This is a genomic window from Helicobacter canis (assembly GCF_008693005.1).
In the GTDB taxonomy this organism is placed as follows: Bacteria; Campylobacterota; Campylobacteria; order Campylobacterales; family Helicobacteraceae; genus Helicobacter_B; species Helicobacter_B canis.
The window spans coordinates 56,577-73,257 of record NZ_VXKE01000012.1 but is presented as its reverse complement, the minus strand read 5'-3'; the positions used below and the strand labels follow the sequence as shown (position 1 = coordinate 73,257).

The window sequence follows — 16,681 nt, the reverse complement described above, 5'->3', positions numbered from 1 at the left end:
TCTTTTTGGTTTATCAAAGATGTAGATTTTAGTCAGTAAATTATAGGTTTTATATATATAAATTATCGTTTATCAATAAAGCAGTTTCATACAATGCTAGCTCAAAATTTCATTGAAAAGGAGCTGTTATGGCAAAGGTTTGTGTAGTAGCGGAAAATAAAGCAGATGTAAAATGCTTCAAGGTTACACAAGAATTCAAGGCGGATTTACTTGTGTATGAAGTAGATAAAGACTTTAAAGCAAAGCACGATGGTTTGTGGTATTTTGAAGATAGAGATAGTAAGGCTACAAGCACTATTGCTTGGGTAGATAAGGATTTCAAAGCCGATTTAAAAGTATTTTTTGTAGATAAAGACTTTAAAGCCAAATGGAAAAAGCCACATAAGCTTCAAAATAGACTTTAGCATTATGAATACTTTTATTCATTCTAGGTTGTTTCAAGGCTTAGTGCTTAGTATTATCATTTTAGATTCTATAGTTTTGGGAGCATTGACATTTTCATTTTTGAAAAACAATTCTATCCTTATCGCTATTGATAGAATCTGTTTATTGTTTTTTTGCATTGAAATGTGCGTGAAAATCCTTGTGCTACGCAAAGAGTTTTTTCTCTCAAAGTGGAATCTCTTTGATTTATGTATAGTGGTTTTATCTGTCTTACCGACGACAATCATAGGCAATATTGCTATCCTACGATTGTTTAGGGTGCTTAGAGCCGCGCGACTCTCTTCATCTGTGCCACAGCTTCGGTTTGTCATCGCAGTTATCACAAGGAGTATCCCTAGTGTTGTATCCATAGGTGTTTTGCTCTTGCTTGTGTATTACATCTATGCGGTGCTTGGCACACAACTTTTTGCCACAGCTGCGCCAGAGTATTTTGGTGATTTGGGTAAGAGCTTTTTCACACTTTTTCAAGTGATGACAGGGGAGAGTTGGAGCGGAGCGATAGCACGACCTATTATGCGAATATATCCTTATGCGTGGATATATTTTATAAGCTATATGATCATTGTGAGTTTTATCGTGCTAAATATGGTCATAGGCGTGATTGTTGATAGCATTAGTGAGATAAAAGCTCAAAAACTAGAAAGGGATAATAAAGATGTATGAATACGATATACACAAGCGGTTTAGCGAGAAAAATGCGAGATGGTATGAATGCTACTTAGAAGACTCTCTCTACAAAAGCGATAGCGTGAATGCAGGGGCAAACACAGGGAGTGGGGCTAAAGGCGGTAGAAAGCTAAAGAGCTTTTATGATGAGCTTTGTCGGCATATTTTTGATATAAACCTTAACTTGCTTGAGCAAATAGGGGACTTTCCTATCACATACAATGAGCGCAGCAACTCTGCTGCTATTGCTATGGCGCTCTCTCGTCTTACGCCTTATGTGATGAGTGAGTATGGTGTGGATTGCAAAGGTGTAGATTTGCGAGAGGACGAAAGCCAAAATAAGAAGCACAGGCGCACGATTGACTTTTGGTGTGCGACAGAGGATAATAGGTTTGATATATGGATAGAATCTAAACATTTATGGCTTAATGTCGGCAAAAGGGCTAGGTGGGAGTTTAGCAGCAGCTGCATAGAGCGCATTAAAGAAGCCATTACGCAAGTGCGCGATATAGGGCAGTTACAGCAAGCAGGAAAACTCGCGGATTACGATAGCTTTAAGCTCGCGCTTTTTTCTATCAATGTCTATTGCGCTAAAGAGCAAGCCCCAGATATGAATGAGCTAGATTCTATTCCCTACGAAGTGGCAGAGATGATACAAAATGTCGCAAATGATGAAATGGGGGTGCGCCCACAAGGTGTGCTATGCTCCGCCCTTGATTTGCGCCCTAGTATTGATACACCTAAAGAAAACACCTATCATCTCTATGAGAAAGAATACCTGCCCTTTGTGCTTCTATGCGGCGTGGTGCTATGAGTGTGATCTACACCTAGAATCTACACTTTGATATTGAGCAAATGCGCACTCTCATCGCTATTTAGGCTAGAATCTAGCGGGTTTGACTCTTCTTGCTCGCTTGGCTCTCGCTCTTCTTGCTCTCCCTCCTCCCACTGCCCATTGCCCTTGGTGTCTTTGTCGATTTTGTTGCCCGTTTCTGTGGGGCGCACTTCTTGGATTTCTTTAAGCTTGTCTTCAAACTCTTGGGGGATCATATCGCCGCGCTGCATAGCGTTTGCGTGAGTGGCAGAAGTCGCTTGCATATTTTGATTGATATAAGTGATATTGCCAATAGGTGAGATTGCCATAATGCCTCCTTGTATAGCCTTAAGCTTCCTTGCTAGCTTATGCGGTAGTGCAAGCTTTTATGCTTGCTATACACCACCTGCGCACCGCTAATAATCTTCACAAATTTTCTCTTTGTATAATCGACACAAAAATCCCCTTGCTTAAGTCCGCTCACCCCTAGTAGAATCTCGCCCGCTTTATGGATAGTGGATTCTGGGGCGGTATTTTTCCCACAATGGATAATCAAATGCGAAGAGGGAATATCACGGATATGTAGCCATAAATCATCAGCACGCGCGGATTCTAGGAGCTTGACATTCTCCCTTTCATTGCGCCCTATGGAGATCTTTATCCCTTGGATAAACACGACTTCTGCTTGCTCATTTTGGGGCTTTTTCTTAGCACTCTGCTTGGCTTGGGGCAAAAGGATAGCGAGTGTGTCAAGCTTGCTTGCACGCTCTATAAATGCCAGCTCCTTGTCTAAAAAGCTAATTTTCTCCTCTAAATTTGTAGCTTCTTTGTGGATATTTTTTGCCTTTCTAGCGAGCTTTTTGGACTCTTTGAATAGCTGATTGATCGCAGCTTGTGGCGTGCTGTGAAGGGGCAGTGTAATGCGCCAAAGCTCTCCGCTCTCATCAGTGATCTCCACTTGGGTTTGGTAGGGCTTTAGCGTGTGTAGGTGCATTAGTGCTAGATTGGCTTTGTGTTGTAGCTCTGTGGATTCTAGTAGCAAGGACTCAGCTTTAGGCAAGGACTCTAGCAGAGCTTGCGCGCGCGTCTTTATGCGCGTATAGTGGGCTAGCAGGGAGTGCTTCATAGATTCTAGCTCGCGAGCATTTGCAAGCTCATAGGCACGCGCCAAAATATCAGGCATAGATTCTAGTGCTATGGGGGGCTCTTGCATTTGTGGGCGTGGGTTTGGGGGCATTTTGGCAAGGGGTGTCCCTACTTTCACAGGGCGGCAGGAGATCGCTTGAGAAATATGCCGCAATGCTTCTATGACAACCCCGCTAGCATTAAGAATAATCACATTTGTATGCTTCCCGCTAAATTCAAACTGCACGATTGCTCTGCTTTGCTTATAGCTTCCTTGCTGCAAAAGCTCTAGGCGCAGGATTCTGTCATTATCATAAAGCGTGCTAGAGAGAATCTTAGAGCGATGAAGCTTGGATAGAGCGACATCAAAGGGGGCATTATAGTGCTTGGGACCTAAGGGGGTATCTTTGCTTGTGTAGGCATAGCTATTGCCCCTTACCATAGAGAGATAGAGAGCAAAGCTTGCGTCCCCATTAAGAGCGGCTTGGAGCTCTGGGCTATGGCAGTGGTCTAGGGTGAGCCTTAGCACCATATCTTGCACGCGCTCTATGCGCACAAGCCTTTCAAAGCACGCACAAAATCGCGCAAGCGCATCGACTTTAGCAAGTGTCATTGAGCTCCTTTGCAATGGGCGGTGTGTTATAATGCCATAAAATCTAGGCAAAGAGTAGCAATGATTGGATTCTATCGTGCGGCGTTTCTTGGGGATAATGTGATTGCCATAAAGGCTCTGCTTATGCTGCGCCATAGCTATGATGGAGACATTATCATCTACACAAATACCCAAGGGGCGCAGATTTTCTCAAAGCTTAGTGGCTTTATCTGCGTAGATTCTAGTGCTATGAGTAAGCAAGAGCTACTAGCTCATATCAACGCCCAGCACTTTGAGTGCTTTATCCTAACGCAGCCCAACCGCTGGCGTTGTAAGCTCCTAGCTCAAAGCAATGCCAAGCGCATCATTTCCTTTGCCACTTTGGCAAATCTCCTTAACCCACGCATTAGCAAGGTGTTTTTCTCGCGCGCATTTTCGCAAATCCCTTACCACAAAGCACTATGCAAGCTTGTAGCAAAGGTAGATTCTAAGAGATTTGCCAAAGCTAGCACAGACTTTTCTAGCTCTATCTACCCCCAATTTCGCTACCCCATAGATGAAGACGCAAAGGCACGCGTGCAAAACACACTAGATTCTGCTACACACTATTTGATCACGCCAAAGCACACGCCAAATCCTAAAAGCCCAGCAAACTTAGCCCCTATCATCTGTCTTAATCCCTTTGTCAAATCCACGCGCATAAATCTCCCCCTATCAGCCTACATCGATCTAGCCTATAAGCTAGCTGCGCGCTTTGAGTCTATGCGCTTTGTCATCTTGCACTATGAGGGTGCGCCCACACCCTGCCTGCAAGATCCACCGCCAAATGTCTTTGTCTTTAGCAACGATGATAATCTCGCTAATCTCATCGAGCTACTGCGGCTCTCTTGCTTACTCATTAGCCCAAGCACAGGCACAATCCACCTTGCAGATATGCTCCATATCCCAACCATTGGGATCTATAACCGCAAGGACTCTAGGCTATGGCTAGGCGATAGTATGCAAAAGCAGCATTTAGTCCTTCTCCAAAAGCCCCTAGAGCAAAGCTCAGCGCAAGCCATAGAGCAGGCGCAAAAACGCGTCTATACCCTTGCGTGCGCTATGCTTGAGCCACACTCTTAAAGAGCTTCTATGCTCCACACCCATACGCCAAAGCCCAAAAGATTAGCCTACACGCCAAAGCCTAGCCCCTTGCATATCGCACAAGACTTGCGGCTTTTGAGCATTATGCTGCGAGCTAGTATCTCACTCCAAGAGACCCTAGCCACACTAGCGCACACTAGCCAGAATCCACTTTTAGCCCGTGCATATAAGCAGATTCTATCCCAGCTCCAAGCAGGTGCTAGCCTACCTAATGCCCTGCAGCCCTTTAGCCATATTTTCTCCCCTATGGGCATAGCTCTAATCCACTCTGGCGCAGAGTCGGGCAACCTTAGCCAAATCCTAGAGGTCCTATCGCGCTACTTCCACACCACGGCTAAAACGCGCAGCAATTTCCTTAAGGCATTGTTTTATCCACTCTTTGTGCTACTTGGCATTGTGGGGGCATTTATCATTATCGCGCTTTTTGTGATCCCACAATTTAGCGAGATTTTCGCAAGCTTTGGCGCAGCCTTGCCCCTTAGCACGCAGGCTTTAATTGCTGCTTCATCGCTTGTGCAGGAGTTTTGGTGGGCTTTTGTGCTGCTTTTGGTGGCTCTAGTGTATGTGGGCGTAGTTTGTAAGCGTAGTCAAAATGCCATCTATATGGCGAGCTTACGCGCTCTGCTGCGCGCACCACTGCTTGGCAGAATGCTTGTGTATAAGGATTTGTGGGGGTATTTTCTAGGGTTTTTCTATCTCTATCAAGCTCGCATAGACTTCCACAAATCCCTGCCCATAGCCCTATCTAGCGTGCAAAATCCAGTCATTAAACAAAGCATAGCAGAATCTTGCAAGCAAGTCTCACTAGGGCTTGCGCTTGATAGGGCGTTTAGCTCTTGTGTCTATATTGATCTAACCTTACAGAGCTTCCTTGCCACCGCGCAAAAATCCGGCGAGCTAGAATGCGTGCTAGAGCTATGTGCGCAGTATTGCCAAGATATTTATGAGCAGCAAATCACAAAGATTCTAGCCCTTATTGAGCCATTTTCTACGATTATCATCGCGCTTTTTGTAGGCTGGCTGGCATTTGGGATATTTCTGCCTATTTGGGAGCTAGGGAGCATTAGTCTATGAGTGGAGAAAAAAAGCTAGCCATAAGCATAGGCGATAGCAATGGCGTAGGCTGTGAAATCATCTTGCGAGAGCTTGAGTGGGTTTTGTATCAATGTGGGCAGCTGCCTAAGCAGTCCTCTAGCGCGCTAGATTCTAGCCCTGCGCTTTGCACGCCTATTATTTGCGCACATAAGAGCCTACTAGAATCCGCCCTACAAACGCTACTTGCGCGCGGCGGGGTAGAATCTAAGCGCGCTAGCTATATCCACTGCTTGCTTGATATGGTGCGCTTTGAGCCTCCAAGCTTAAAGCCCCCGCCAATCCACATCGCCCAAATCACCGCGCAAAGCGGGGCATATAGCTTTGCTAGCTTTGCGCGTGCTGTGGAGCTAGCAAGCCAAGATCCACACACTGCCGTGCTAACACTGCCTATCCACAAAGCCGCGTGGAAGCAAGCGGGGGTGCAATATGCTGGGCATACGGAGTATTTGCGCGCGCATTTTAAGCAAGAAGTCATTATGGTGCTAGGCTGTAAGCAAATGCTTGTCGCGCTTTTTTGCGACCATATCCCACTAGCGCGCGTAAGTGAGCGCATAAGCGTGGAGAGCTATAAAGAATTTTTATGCACGCTGGAATCTAGCCTAGATTTTACCCAAGCCCTTGTGCTAGGCTTTAATCCACACTGCGGAGACTATGGCGCAATCGGCGGAGAAGAAGACGCCCTAATCCAAGCCGCGCTAGAATCTGCTAATGCTGCCATAGGCAGAGAGGCGTTTGTAGGGGTGGTCGCGCCAGATAGTGCTTTCACCCCTGCTATGCGCGAGCGATTTTGTGTCTTTGTCGCGCCCTATCACGATGTAGGGCTCGCGCCGCTAAAGGCACTCTACTTTGATCAAAGCATCAATATAAGCCTAAATCTCCCTATAGTCCGCACTTCTGTCGATCACGGAGTAGCATTTGACATCGCTTATCGGGGCATAGCTTGCACCGCCAGCTTTCGCAATGCGCTACACTTCGCCCTTACATCACTCCAAGCTAGAATCTAGCGTGAAAGCCCCTTTTGTCATTGCGAGACTTGCTTGGGCAAGGCGTGGCAATCTATACTAGAATCCACTTTTAGTTTTGGGGGCGTTGGCTTTTGCGTGCTTTTGGTGGATTCTACGGCAGTGCCTGCGGTTACATACGACCAAGTATGCGCCCTTGCCACTGCCTTGAAAGCCCCCAAAATCATCGCAAAATCCTGCCGCCTAGTTACTTTTTTAGATTTCTGGCATTTTTGGAAAACTTGCCCTTTTTATCCAAACGATTCTAAGGGTTGCGGTGGGGCTTTTGGAGTTTTTTGGGGATTTGGGGGCAGAGCTAGACTAGAGGTCTGCGGTTGCCTCCAAAACAAGGGGCACCGCTCGGCGTAGCCGATGTTTCTTTAGAAATCCCCAAAATCTGCGGAATGCCTACCCAAGACTGAATCGCTTGTGGTTAGATCTTTTTCTTATTTGCATCATCTAAGATCGCCTTGGCAATCCCTGATACATCTTGTGAGATTTGTGAGCTAGCATTAGCGATGCTTACATTCTCTTGGGTTACAGACTCTAGGCTAGAGATGGCTTCGTTGATTTGTGTAATGCCTGCGGTTTGCTCTTTGATAGATTCTGCCATATCATTGATTGATTGCACAAGTAGGTTTGTGTTGGCTTCTATCTCACCTAGAGATTTACTTGTGCGCTCTGCTAGCTTTCTCACTTCATCAGCTACGACTGCAAAGCCTCTGCCGTGCTCCCCAGCTCTAGCAGCTTCTATGGCAGCATTTAGGGCTAGGAGGTTTGTTTGATCGGCTATGTCGCGGATAATGCCGATGACATTTCTTATATCTTCTGTTTGCTGGATTACTTCATTGGTCCTGCCAGAGACATTTTGCATAGATGAAGTGATCTCCTCTACGGCAGTGGCAGTTTGCTCTAGGCTGCTGGCTTGGGAGTTAGAAGATTTCGTAAGGGCGGCTACGGCTTCTTCTAGCTTATCACTTTGAGAGTGGAGAGAATTGGCAAACTCTAGGGAAGTTTTAAGCATTTTTCTAATCTCTTCTCCTAGAGTGTTAGTAACTACTTCTACTCGCCCTTGTGCATTTGCTACTTCTGTGGTGAAGTCTAGGCGGGTGTAGGAGTCAAAGACGCGAGCGATTTCATTAGTATCACTACCGATTTTCTTTTGCAAATCATCGAGCATATGGTTTAGCACATCTTTTAGCTCTTTTAGTTGAGGGTTGTGCGGAGTCTCTGTGATGCGTGCTTGCAAGTCGCCGGCTTCTATCTTTTTGGCTGTTTGGACAGACTGCTCCACGGCTTTTGTGTCTTGGGCTAGCCCATTTTGCGTGCGCTCGATATTTTGATTGATAGCAGCTGCCATCGCCCCTAGCTCATCTTGGCTTTTTAGCATAAGTGGCTTTGGCGCAGTTTTAGACTCGTGGTTAAGATATTGAAAAAACCCTACAAGCAGCTGCTTAATCGTATTGATCGGTGCAGTAAAGTAGCGGACGATGAAAAATATCCCAACCGCACCAAGCACTATCATAATGCTTGCCAAGATAATAGTCTCAATCAAGTTTTTATTCACCGCGCGAGTATAGTCTGATTTATCCGCAGTGGCAACAATCGTCCAGCCAAAGGGAAATTGCTTATAAAATCCTAGCTTATCAACAACATCGCCATTTGGCATACGCAAGTCATAGTCAATTATCCCCTCGTGGTCAGGGTCATTTCGTAGCTTCTCTTGCAGGGCAACTTCTACATCTTTTGATAATCCACTTTTGACAAACTCCATATCCTCGTGTGAGAAGATCGCACCACCATTATCCGTCATAAATACACTCATCGATGGTATCTCGGCATTTTTGAACGCCTCAAAGCGCGCTTGGAAGCCATCTACCGGTATGTCAAAGCCCACCACCCCAACAAACTTGCCATTTTTGATGATAGGCATTGTCGCAGTGGCAAAGTCGTGTCCTTTATACTTACCTACGGCACTTTTATACACAGGCGTGATAATGCCAGCGTTTTTCTGCTTAGTTTGGATATACCACGGGCGAGTGCGTAGATCTGTCCCATCTGTGCTATCCCACGCAGGTGATAAATGTCCATTGCCATTCTCACTATAATCCTGCAAAATCGTCCTGCCATCATCTTCATAAACAACAAACATTAAAGGATATTTCGCAAGTGAAGAAGTGGTGCTAAGGATCAGCCGCTGGGATACGACATCGTTGCGATCAGTTTTGGCTATATCTCTTGCCACCACGCGCAAATGCTCTTGGGCTTCATCGCCCATAGTGATGAAAATACTCTTATAGCTAGCTTCTAGGGTCTGCTTCTGGATACCTTGGTAGAGATCGATAACCTTGCTAGAAGTCTTTTGGAAGTTAAAGTAGCTTATGATGACGATAATGACAATAAAAATGCCCATCGCGCTTATCGTAAGCTTCCCACCTAATGAACGAAACATGCAAATCTCCTTAAAGCATAAGTTATACAAGTGTCAAAGTATCGGTCAAACAAAGGCGCGATTTTAGTAAAATCTAGCTTTTTATTTGCTTAATATTTTAAGCAAGCTAGAATCTAGCAGCGCGGGATCACACAGCTAGGTGAGTGGCTATCGCTTGGTTTATCGCTTTGTCTTCTCGCGCACCATTTGCACTAAGGCTATGGCATTTTCTCGCGGCAAGTCTGGGAGCATTCCGTGCCCTAGGTTGAAGATATGTCCGCCTTGCTTACCCATAATACGCACAATCTCATCAACGCCTCTCTCCATAGCCGCCCTGTCATAGAGCAAGGCTGGCTCAAGATTGCCCTGCAGCACAAACTTATCCCCTAGGATCTGCTTCGCCCTCCCCATACCAACGCCCCAATCCACTCCAAACACTTCAAACTCCGCCCCACACATATCCACCTCATAGCGGATCTCCTCTAGCAGTGCGCCCACACCTTTGGGGAAAAGCATCACCGGGACACTTGGGAAGTCCTTTTTAAGCGCGCGCGCGATCTCACACATATAGCTAAAGCCAAACTCTATATACGCGCGTGGGCTAAGCGCACCTGCCCAGCTATCAAAGATCTGCACCGCATTTGCTCCCGCTCGAATCTGCGCACTCAAATAGGCTATAAGCTCTGTGGTAAGCTTGCTAAGGAGTGTGTGCAAGGCTTGCGGATTGGTATAAAGCAGTCTTTTGCTCTGTGCATAGCTCTTGCTGCCTTGCCCCTCTATCATATAAGTAGCAAGTGTCCAAGGCGCACCGCAGAATCCTATCAAAGCCTTGTCTTTAGCAAGCTTTGCGCGCACGCTAGAAATCGTGTCATACACATAGCTAAGGCTCTCTTGCACGCCACTTTTAAGCGCGTTTATGCTTGACTCATCACGCGTAGTTTGCAAAAATCTTGGACCCTCCCCCGCGACAAACTCAAGCTCTAGCCCCATAGCCATAGGCAGCACCAAAATATCACTAAACAAAATCGCCGCATCGACATCAAGGATCTCAACGGGCTGGAGCGTTACCTCCGTGGCTAGCGCGACATTTTGACACAGATCCAAAAAGCTCCCCGCTTTTGCACGCGTAGCCTGATACTCGCTTAAATACCTGCCTGCTTGGCGCATAAGCCATATAGGCGTGTATGGAGTGTCTTTCTTCAATGCCGCATCGATAAAAATCATCGCTTATCCTTAAAAGTAGTATCGCTTAGTTTGAGCGTAAAGTATGGGCTGGATTCTAGCTAATATCGCTTAAAAGTGGATTTAAGCAAGCACTGCTATAATCGCGCTTTATTTCCCCGCACACACCATACTCAAAGGATAGCGATGAGAATCCTAGGGATTTCTGCTTACTACCACGATAGCGCAATCGCGCTTTTAGAAAATGATCGCATTGTATTTGCGCTGCAAGAGGAGCGACTCTCGCGCATTAAAGCAGATAATGCGTTTCCCAAACTATCCATTGAGGCGTGTTTAGAGTATCTTAGTAAAACTTCTAATGATGATATTTTGCGGGGGGGGGGGGGAATTAGATTCTATTGATTCCTTTGTTTTCTATGACAAACCCTTCCTAACCTTTGAACGCCTGCTTGAGACCTACTTTGCCACCGCACCAAAGGGCTTTCTAAGCTTTGTAAAGGCGATTCCTGTATGGCTTTCAACAAAGCTTTTTTTAAAAGAAACTATCGCACGAGAGCTAGAATCTTTGTATAAAAAACTCTATCCGCAAAAAAGTAAGCAAGAGATTAAAGCATTTAAACAAAAAGTGCTAAATAATCTCTACTTTAGCGAACATCATTTAAGCCATTGTAGTTCCGCATTTTTCCCAAGCCCTTTTAGTAATGCTGGGATTCTAACCCTTGATGGCATAGGTGAATGGGCGACTACTACCATTGCTAAGGGGCAAAATAATCATATTGAGATTTTACAAGAGCTGCATTTTCCGCACTCTTTAGGGCTTTTATATTCTGCTTTTACTTATTATCTAGGTTTTAAAGTCAATTCTGGTGAATATAAAGTGATGGGTTTAGCCCCTTATGGAGAGCCAAAGTTTGTAGATATTATCAAAACGCATTTAGTAGATATGAAGCCTGATGGGAGCTTTTCACTCAATATGAAGTATTTCTCCTACACCTATGGGCTAAAGATGACAAATGCCAAGTTTGATAGCCTTTTTCACGCACAAAGAAGCCCAGAATCTAAGCTAGAACAAATCCATATGGATATAGCTGCAAGCCTGCAAGTTGTAACTGAAGAGATAATGATAGCCCTAGCTCGCACCACAGCTAGACTAAGCGGTAGTAGGAATCTCGTCTTAAGCGGTGGTGTCGCACTCAACTGCGTAGGCAATGGCAAGATTTATCAACAGCTTATCAAAGAAGAAAAGCTGCTCGATCATATTTGGATACAGCCGGCAAGTGGAGATGCAGGAAGTGCGGTGGGGTGTGGGCTAGCGTTTTACCATATAGAATGCAAACAGCCTAGAAATGTGAATTCGGTCTTGGGTGAGTATTCGCACGATTGCCAAAATTTTGGGGCAGTCATTACCGAAAAGGTAACTCCTGCCCCCAAATTTCAGCAAAGCCTACAAAGCCCCACCGCAATTCCTAGAATCCGTGAAGAAAAACAAGCCGAGTGTGAAAAAGCGGATTCTAGCACCGCTCAAAATCTAAGCGAGCCAGCACAGGATTCTAGGATTTTAGAGAGCAAAGACTCAAATGTGTTTTTTCAAAACGCAGATAGGCGGCAGGATTTGGGTGATAGAATCGTGGCTTTGCAAGGCGAGTCAAGGGCGCATACTAAAGCGTATGTAACCGCCGACTCGCCGCAGCAATCCGCGATTCTAGCCCCAAAGCCAACGCCCTTGCTAAAAGATTCTATGCAAGGAAGCTATTTAGGATTGTCTTACTCCAACGATGAAGTCCAAGCCACACTAGATTCCCTAAACGCAGTCTATGAAAAGCATCATTTTGATACGATTAAAACACTTACTGCAAAAGCCCTAACACAAGGCAAAGTTGTGGGCTGGCATCAAGGGCGGTGTGAGTTTGGACCTAGGGCGTTGGGGGCTAGATCCATTCTAGGCGATCCTAGAAATACCACAATGCAAAAGACAATGAATCTAAAGATTAAATACAGAGAATCTTTCCGCCCATTTGCCCCAAGTGTGCTGGACTTTGCCATAAATGAGTGGTTTGAGTGTGATTACATTAGCCCGTATATGCTGCTTGTAGCCCCTGTGAAAAGGGAGAAATGCTACCCACTCACACAAGAGCAAAAAGAGCTTTTTGGCATAGATAAGCTTAATATCGTTAGAAGCGAGATTCCAAGTGTTACGCATATTGACTATTCTGCCAGAATCCAAAGTGTGCATAAAGAGACTAACCCGCGTTATTACGCACTTATAGAGGAGTTTTATAAGCTTAGCGGTGTGCCTGTGCTAGTGAATACAAGCTTTAATGTGCGGGGCGAGCCTATGGTGTGTAGCCCTTATGATTCGTATGCGTGTTTTATGGGGACAGAGATGGATATGCTAGTGATTGAAGATTTTATTCTTTACAAAGAGAAACAGCCCCAAGAGCATATCGCAAGGTTTAAAGATATTAAAGACAAATATGAGCTTGATTAAAGGAGAGCGTATGGGAGTATATAGCAGGCTAAGTGTGAGAGTGCGCGCGCTATTGTGGGCTTTAGTGTGGGTGCTAGGGAGTCTAGCGGCTCTAAAGCTAGATAGCGTGCTAAAGGGGCGCGCAGGCTTTGGCATTATGCCCTTTGTGGTCATTGGCATAGGGGCTTTAGGGCTGCTCATCTACCTTGCCATAGCTTCAAAGCACAAAGCCCTTAAGCTCGCACTCTCTTATCTCACCATACTCCCACTCTGCCTAATCATTGGCGAGCTTTACGCACACTACAAGCTAGAATCTAGCAGCGAGCAGGACTCTTGCGCTGCTAGCACGAGCGGCACTTATGCGAGCGATTACTTCACCCCAAGCCCCATCACAGGCTACAAAGGCAAGCCAAACACCACCGCCACCGCGCACAAGAGCACACAAAGTGGGAAAAGTCTCTACAATGTCTCCTACACCACCGATGAGCTTGGCTGGCGGATCACGCCTAGCAGCAAGCTAGATTCTAGCTCGTGTGTGCTCTTCTTTGGTGATAGTTTTACCATAGGCGAGGGCGTGCAGGACAATGAAACCCTGCCCTTTTACTTTGGCAGAGCATTGGGCAAGCAGGCAAATGCCAGAATCTATAACTTCGGCTTCCACGGCTATGGACCCCACCAAGCCCTAGCCCTTGTGCAAAGCGGGGAGATAGCGCGCATAGTCAAAGACTGCCAAAGCGTGCTAGCTATTTATGAGAGCTTGCCCGGGCATATCGCTAGGGCTGGTGGCTTCTCGCCTTGGGAGCAAGGCACAAATGCCCCTAGATTCTACCTTGATCCTAGTGGCTCGCTAAAGTGGGGCAATGCATATTTGCATAAAAGCCCCGTGCTAGCCAAGCTTGCCCCTAAGCTTAAAGCCCGCCTAGCACAGAGCTATCTCTACAAGCTTTTGCAGCCTAGCTATGGCTATGATGAGAGCTATAACGCCCTGTATTTTGCGATTATTGACACGCTGCAAAAGCAGCTAAAAGAGCAGTTTGGCGCGCACTTTACGCTTGTGCTGTGGGACGCTACGGATTTAAGCGATGAGATAGAGCGCAAGGAGTCGCACGCGATTATTAAGCATTATAAAAACGGCTTAGGGGGGGGGGCTATGGATTTAGTGCTAGTTAGCGAGATTTTGCCCAACTATAAGCGGCAAAGGGAAGCATATAGCATAGATAGGTGCGATCTACACCCAAATGCTAGGGCTAATGAGCAAATTGCACGCTATCTAGTGGATTTGCCAAATCTCATAAACTAAAAAAGGAGCTATTATGAGCACACACGACTTACGCATATTCTTAGGCATCTGGGCAGGGATTTTCGCCCTCTTTCTCCTTAGCGGAATCGTGCTACACGATCATTATAGAATCTGGGCGATTGTGGGGCTAGGAGTCGCCCTAGCCTTGCAAGCTTACCCCAAAGCCAGCCACCCACTCTACATCGCGCAAATAAAAATCGGCAGCATACTTGGCTGGTGCATTTCTCGTGCAACTTTGGTGGTGCTCTTTGCGCTTGTGTTTGTGCCTTTGGGGCTAGTGTTTAAGCTAGCTAGGCGCGATACTCTCGCCCCAAAGCTTCATAATGATAGCTACTTAATCAAGCGCGACAAGCAGCCCACAAGTATGAAAAACCAATTTTAATAAGGAGTCCTATGCTACGCAACAAATATCTAACGCTTGCATTATGGATTCTAGCTTGGCTTGCACTTAGTGCCATAGTGCTAAGCTAGATGGAGTGTGTATGCAAAAATTTGAGTTTAGTATCGTGCCTTATGCGTGGATTAGCGCAGCATTTACGCTACTTCTCATCTACTTCGCGCGCAAGTCCCACACCCAAGCCCTTAAGCTCACGCTCTCTTATCTCACTATACTCCCACTTTGTATAATCGTGGGCGAAGCATTTTTCTACTACAAAAAGCTTGCTATAAGCAGCAGTCGGCTTACACAGCCGCACGAGATTTTAGGCTTTGCTAATACGCCCAAACTCTTTATCCAAACTCCTTTTTCAGTAGATGGCAAGCTTGTTTATAATCCCACTTACACGCACGACACTTATGGCAACCGCATAACACCAAACAACCCAGAATCCACATCTTGTATCAACATTTATGGCGGCAGCTTCGCCTATGGATCTGGGCTTAGTGATGATGAGACTTTAGGAGCGTTTTTAGCCAAAGATCTGTCAAATTTCCATATCAATAACTTTGGCATAGGTGGCGCAGGGGCGCATACAATGCTAGCGCGGCTGGAGTTTGGTATCGATAGCCACGAGCTAAATAAATGTGAGCAAAACATCTTTATCTACATCATCATTCCGCATCATATTTATCGTGCATTAGGCGCGGTGCTAGGTCCAAAATACACGCTAGATTCTACCGGCACGCCACACTATCAAGGCATTTTCACCAAAGAAGCGCAAAAGCCCTTCTATAAAGAAGACTACGCAAAGCCCAAGCACTTCACCATACAAGAGAAGCTTATAAATCAGCTTGAGAAATCCTATATAGTTAAGTTTGTCTCAAACCCTAATCAAAACTATGATTCTAAAGATCTTTTAGCCTTAGAATCGTATCAAATCGGTGTCGCCTCTCACCCTGACATATCATTACCCATTAAAGACACGCAAACCTACTTCGCCATTGTGGGCAGAATCCAAGCCCTTTTGCACGAGCGATACAACGCGCCTTTATATGTGCTTGTGTGGGACTACGATATGCACGCGCAGTTTTTAGACAAATACGATAGCCTAATACAAGAGAGCCTAGCAAAAATGGGCATAAAGTTTTGGAAAATGAGCGAGATTTTAGGAGATGAGTATAAGCAGGATTTAGCACGCGTTAGGCGCGGAGATTTGGAGCATTTCGCTTATAGGATCTCGCGCTGGGATACCCACCCAAACGCTCGGGCAAACGAGCAAATCGCACGCTTTATTGCCGAGCGGATTAGGGGCGGCAACATAAAGGCAAGCAAACCAACCAAAAAGGAGCAGTAATGAACCTCATAAAAGAACTCTGGGCGTTTTTGAAAGAGCGCAAGAAATTTTGGCTTTTCCCTGTGATTGTGGTGATGCTTTTTCTAGGTGCGCTTATTGTGCTGGCTAAGGGCTCAGCAGTCGCACCATTTATTTATACGATTTTTTAGCGCGAAGGATTCTGGTGGATTCGGCTTTTAGGTAATCATAGCGGCGATTTTGTGGATTTTCTAAAGAAACATCGGCTAACGCCGAGCGGTATCCCTTGTTTTAGGGCAACCGCAGACCACTAGTCTAGCTCTACCCTAAAATCCACAAAAAGCACCACTAGCAACACCGCAATTCCTAGAATCCTAGGGGGAAGAAAAGAAGCCCTCCTCCCGCTCGTCATTGCGAGCCGATTTATCGGCGTGGCAATCCACAAATCCGCAAAGCGGATTCTAGTGCGAAAATGGATTGCCACGCCTTGCCTAGCGGCAAGGCTCGCAATGACAGAAAGCACGCACTAGTAAAAGTAGATTCTAGCCCAAACGATTCTAAGATTTGCGGTATTGCTTCGCTTGTTTTGCGTGATTTTTGGGGTAGGAGTTACCTAGGCGGTAATGACTACTCCAAAAATCACGCAATCAGGTGAATGATTACCCAAAGCTGAATCGCTCAAGGCGGTTTAATGAATTTTTAAGGGGGGGGGAGTAGCATTCCCACCCAA

Annotated in this window: 18 protein-coding genes; 13 read left to right on the top strand and 5 right to left on the bottom strand. The window is 45.8% G+C overall.

What is annotated here, in order from left to right:
- Positions 1-128 precede the first annotated feature (128 nt).
- Genes F4V45_RS04175 through F4V45_RS04165 form a run of 3 tightly spaced genes read left to right on the top strand, consistent with a single transcriptional unit; the run spans position 129 to position 1,924 of the window.
- On the top strand, positions 129-404 hold the full coding sequence (locus F4V45_RS04175) for a 7(1) septoil knot domain-containing protein (RefSeq protein ID WP_150337199.1): 276 nt from the start codon (positions 129-131) through the stop codon (positions 402-404).
- A 4-nt stretch (positions 405-408) separates the two neighbouring features.
- A complete protein-coding gene (locus tag F4V45_RS04170) occupies positions 409-1,107 on the top strand; it encodes an ion transporter (RefSeq protein WP_150337198.1) in 699 nt (232 codons plus the stop codon).
- Positions 1,100-1,924, top strand: a complete 825-nt coding sequence (locus F4V45_RS04165) for a hypothetical protein (RefSeq protein ID WP_150337197.1) — start codon at positions 1,100-1,102, stop codon at positions 1,922-1,924. Before F4V45_RS04170 ends, F4V45_RS04165 begins: the two co-directional genes overlap by 8 nt.
- A gap of 20 nt (positions 1,925-1,944) precedes the next feature.
- Here F4V45_RS04165 and F4V45_RS04160 read toward each other — a convergent pair whose 3' ends face one another.
- The gene (locus F4V45_RS04160; protein WP_023929766.1) at positions 1,945-2,253 is read right to left on the bottom strand and encodes a hypothetical protein; all 309 of its coding nucleotides are present in this window, start codon (positions 2,251-2,253) and stop codon (positions 1,945-1,947) included.
- 32 nt (positions 2,254-2,285) lie between these two features.
- Entirely contained in the window at positions 2,286-3,662 is a 1,377-nt protein-coding gene (locus F4V45_RS04155) for an NFACT family protein (RefSeq protein ID WP_170235163.1), read from the bottom strand.
- A 60-nt stretch (positions 3,663-3,722) separates the two neighbouring features.
- On the opposite strand from F4V45_RS04155, the gene F4V45_RS04150 reads away from it, so the two are divergent.
- From F4V45_RS04150 to F4V45_RS04140, 3 genes are read left to right on the top strand one after another with little or no spacing between them, the layout of a single operon-like run.
- The gene (locus F4V45_RS04150) at positions 3,723-4,763 is read left to right on the top strand and encodes a glycosyltransferase family 9 protein (RefSeq protein WP_150337195.1); all 1,041 of its coding nucleotides are present in this window, start codon (positions 3,723-3,725) and stop codon (positions 4,761-4,763) included.
- 9 nt (positions 4,764-4,772) lie between these two features.
- The gene (locus tag F4V45_RS04145; protein ID WP_150337194.1) at positions 4,773-5,858 is read left to right on the top strand and encodes a type II secretion system F family protein; all 1,086 of its coding nucleotides are present in this window, start codon (positions 4,773-4,775) and stop codon (positions 5,856-5,858) included.
- Positions 5,855-6,883: a 4-hydroxythreonine-4-phosphate dehydrogenase PdxA gene (locus F4V45_RS04140; RefSeq protein WP_150337193.1), complete on the top strand. Its 1,029-nt coding sequence runs from the start codon at positions 5,855-5,857 to the stop codon at positions 6,881-6,883. Before F4V45_RS04145 ends, F4V45_RS04140 begins: the two co-directional genes overlap by 4 nt.
- A gap of 17 nt (positions 6,884-6,900) precedes the next feature.
- Here F4V45_RS04140 and F4V45_RS09415 read toward each other — a convergent pair whose 3' ends face one another.
- The 3 genes from F4V45_RS09415 to hemE all read right to left on the bottom strand — a co-directional run bounded on the left by F4V45_RS09415 (position 6,901) and on the right by hemE (position 10,535).
- On the bottom strand, positions 6,901-7,068 hold the full coding sequence (locus F4V45_RS09415) for a hypothetical protein (protein ID WP_170235162.1): 168 nt from the start codon (positions 7,066-7,068) through the stop codon (positions 6,901-6,903).
- A 245-nt stretch (positions 7,069-7,313) separates the two neighbouring features.
- Entirely contained in the window at positions 7,314-9,332 is a 2,019-nt protein-coding gene (locus tag F4V45_RS04135; protein ID WP_150337192.1) for a methyl-accepting chemotaxis protein, read from the bottom strand.
- A 159-nt stretch (positions 9,333-9,491) separates the two neighbouring features.
- Complete coding sequence (gene hemE / locus F4V45_RS04130; protein ID WP_150337191.1) at positions 9,492-10,535, bottom strand: uroporphyrinogen decarboxylase; 1,044 nt, start codon at positions 10,533-10,535, stop codon at positions 9,492-9,494.
- 144 nt (positions 10,536-10,679) lie between these two features.
- Here hemE and F4V45_RS04125 point away from each other — a divergent pair, with 144 nt between their 5' ends.
- The 7 genes from F4V45_RS04125 (at position 10,680) to F4V45_RS04100 (ending at position 16,606) form a co-directional block, all read left to right on the top strand.
- The gene (locus F4V45_RS04125) at positions 10,680-10,895 is read left to right on the top strand and encodes a carbamoyltransferase N-terminal domain-containing protein (protein WP_150337190.1); all 216 of its coding nucleotides are present in this window, start codon (positions 10,680-10,682) and stop codon (positions 10,893-10,895) included.
- Positions 10,852-12,981 (top strand): carbamoyltransferase family protein, encoded by a 2,130-nt coding sequence (locus tag F4V45_RS04120; RefSeq protein ID WP_246145029.1) that lies wholly within the window; start codon positions 10,852-10,854, stop codon positions 12,979-12,981. Before F4V45_RS04125 ends, F4V45_RS04120 begins: the two co-directional genes overlap by 44 nt.
- A gap of 10 nt (positions 12,982-12,991) precedes the next feature.
- Complete coding sequence (locus F4V45_RS04115) at positions 12,992-14,260, top strand: SGNH/GDSL hydrolase family protein (protein ID WP_150337189.1); 1,269 nt, start codon at positions 12,992-12,994, stop codon at positions 14,258-14,260.
- A 13-nt stretch (positions 14,261-14,273) separates the two neighbouring features.
- On the top strand, positions 14,274-14,642 hold the full coding sequence (locus tag F4V45_RS04110) for a hypothetical protein (protein WP_246145028.1): 369 nt from the start codon (positions 14,274-14,276) through the stop codon (positions 14,640-14,642).
- A gap of 100 nt (positions 14,643-14,742) precedes the next feature.
- Complete coding sequence (locus tag F4V45_RS04105) at positions 14,743-15,993, top strand: SGNH/GDSL hydrolase family protein (RefSeq protein WP_150337187.1); 1,251 nt, start codon at positions 14,743-14,745, stop codon at positions 15,991-15,993.
- On the top strand, positions 15,993-16,142 hold the full coding sequence (locus F4V45_RS09410) for a DUF5989 family protein (RefSeq protein WP_170235161.1): 150 nt from the start codon (positions 15,993-15,995) through the stop codon (positions 16,140-16,142). Before F4V45_RS04105 ends, F4V45_RS09410 begins: the two co-directional genes overlap by 1 nt.
- Positions 16,143-16,423: 281 nt before the next feature.
- Positions 16,424-16,606, top strand: a complete 183-nt coding sequence (locus F4V45_RS04100) for a hypothetical protein (RefSeq protein ID WP_150337186.1) — start codon at positions 16,424-16,426, stop codon at positions 16,604-16,606.
- The last annotated feature ends 75 nt before the right edge of the window (positions 16,607-16,681 follow it).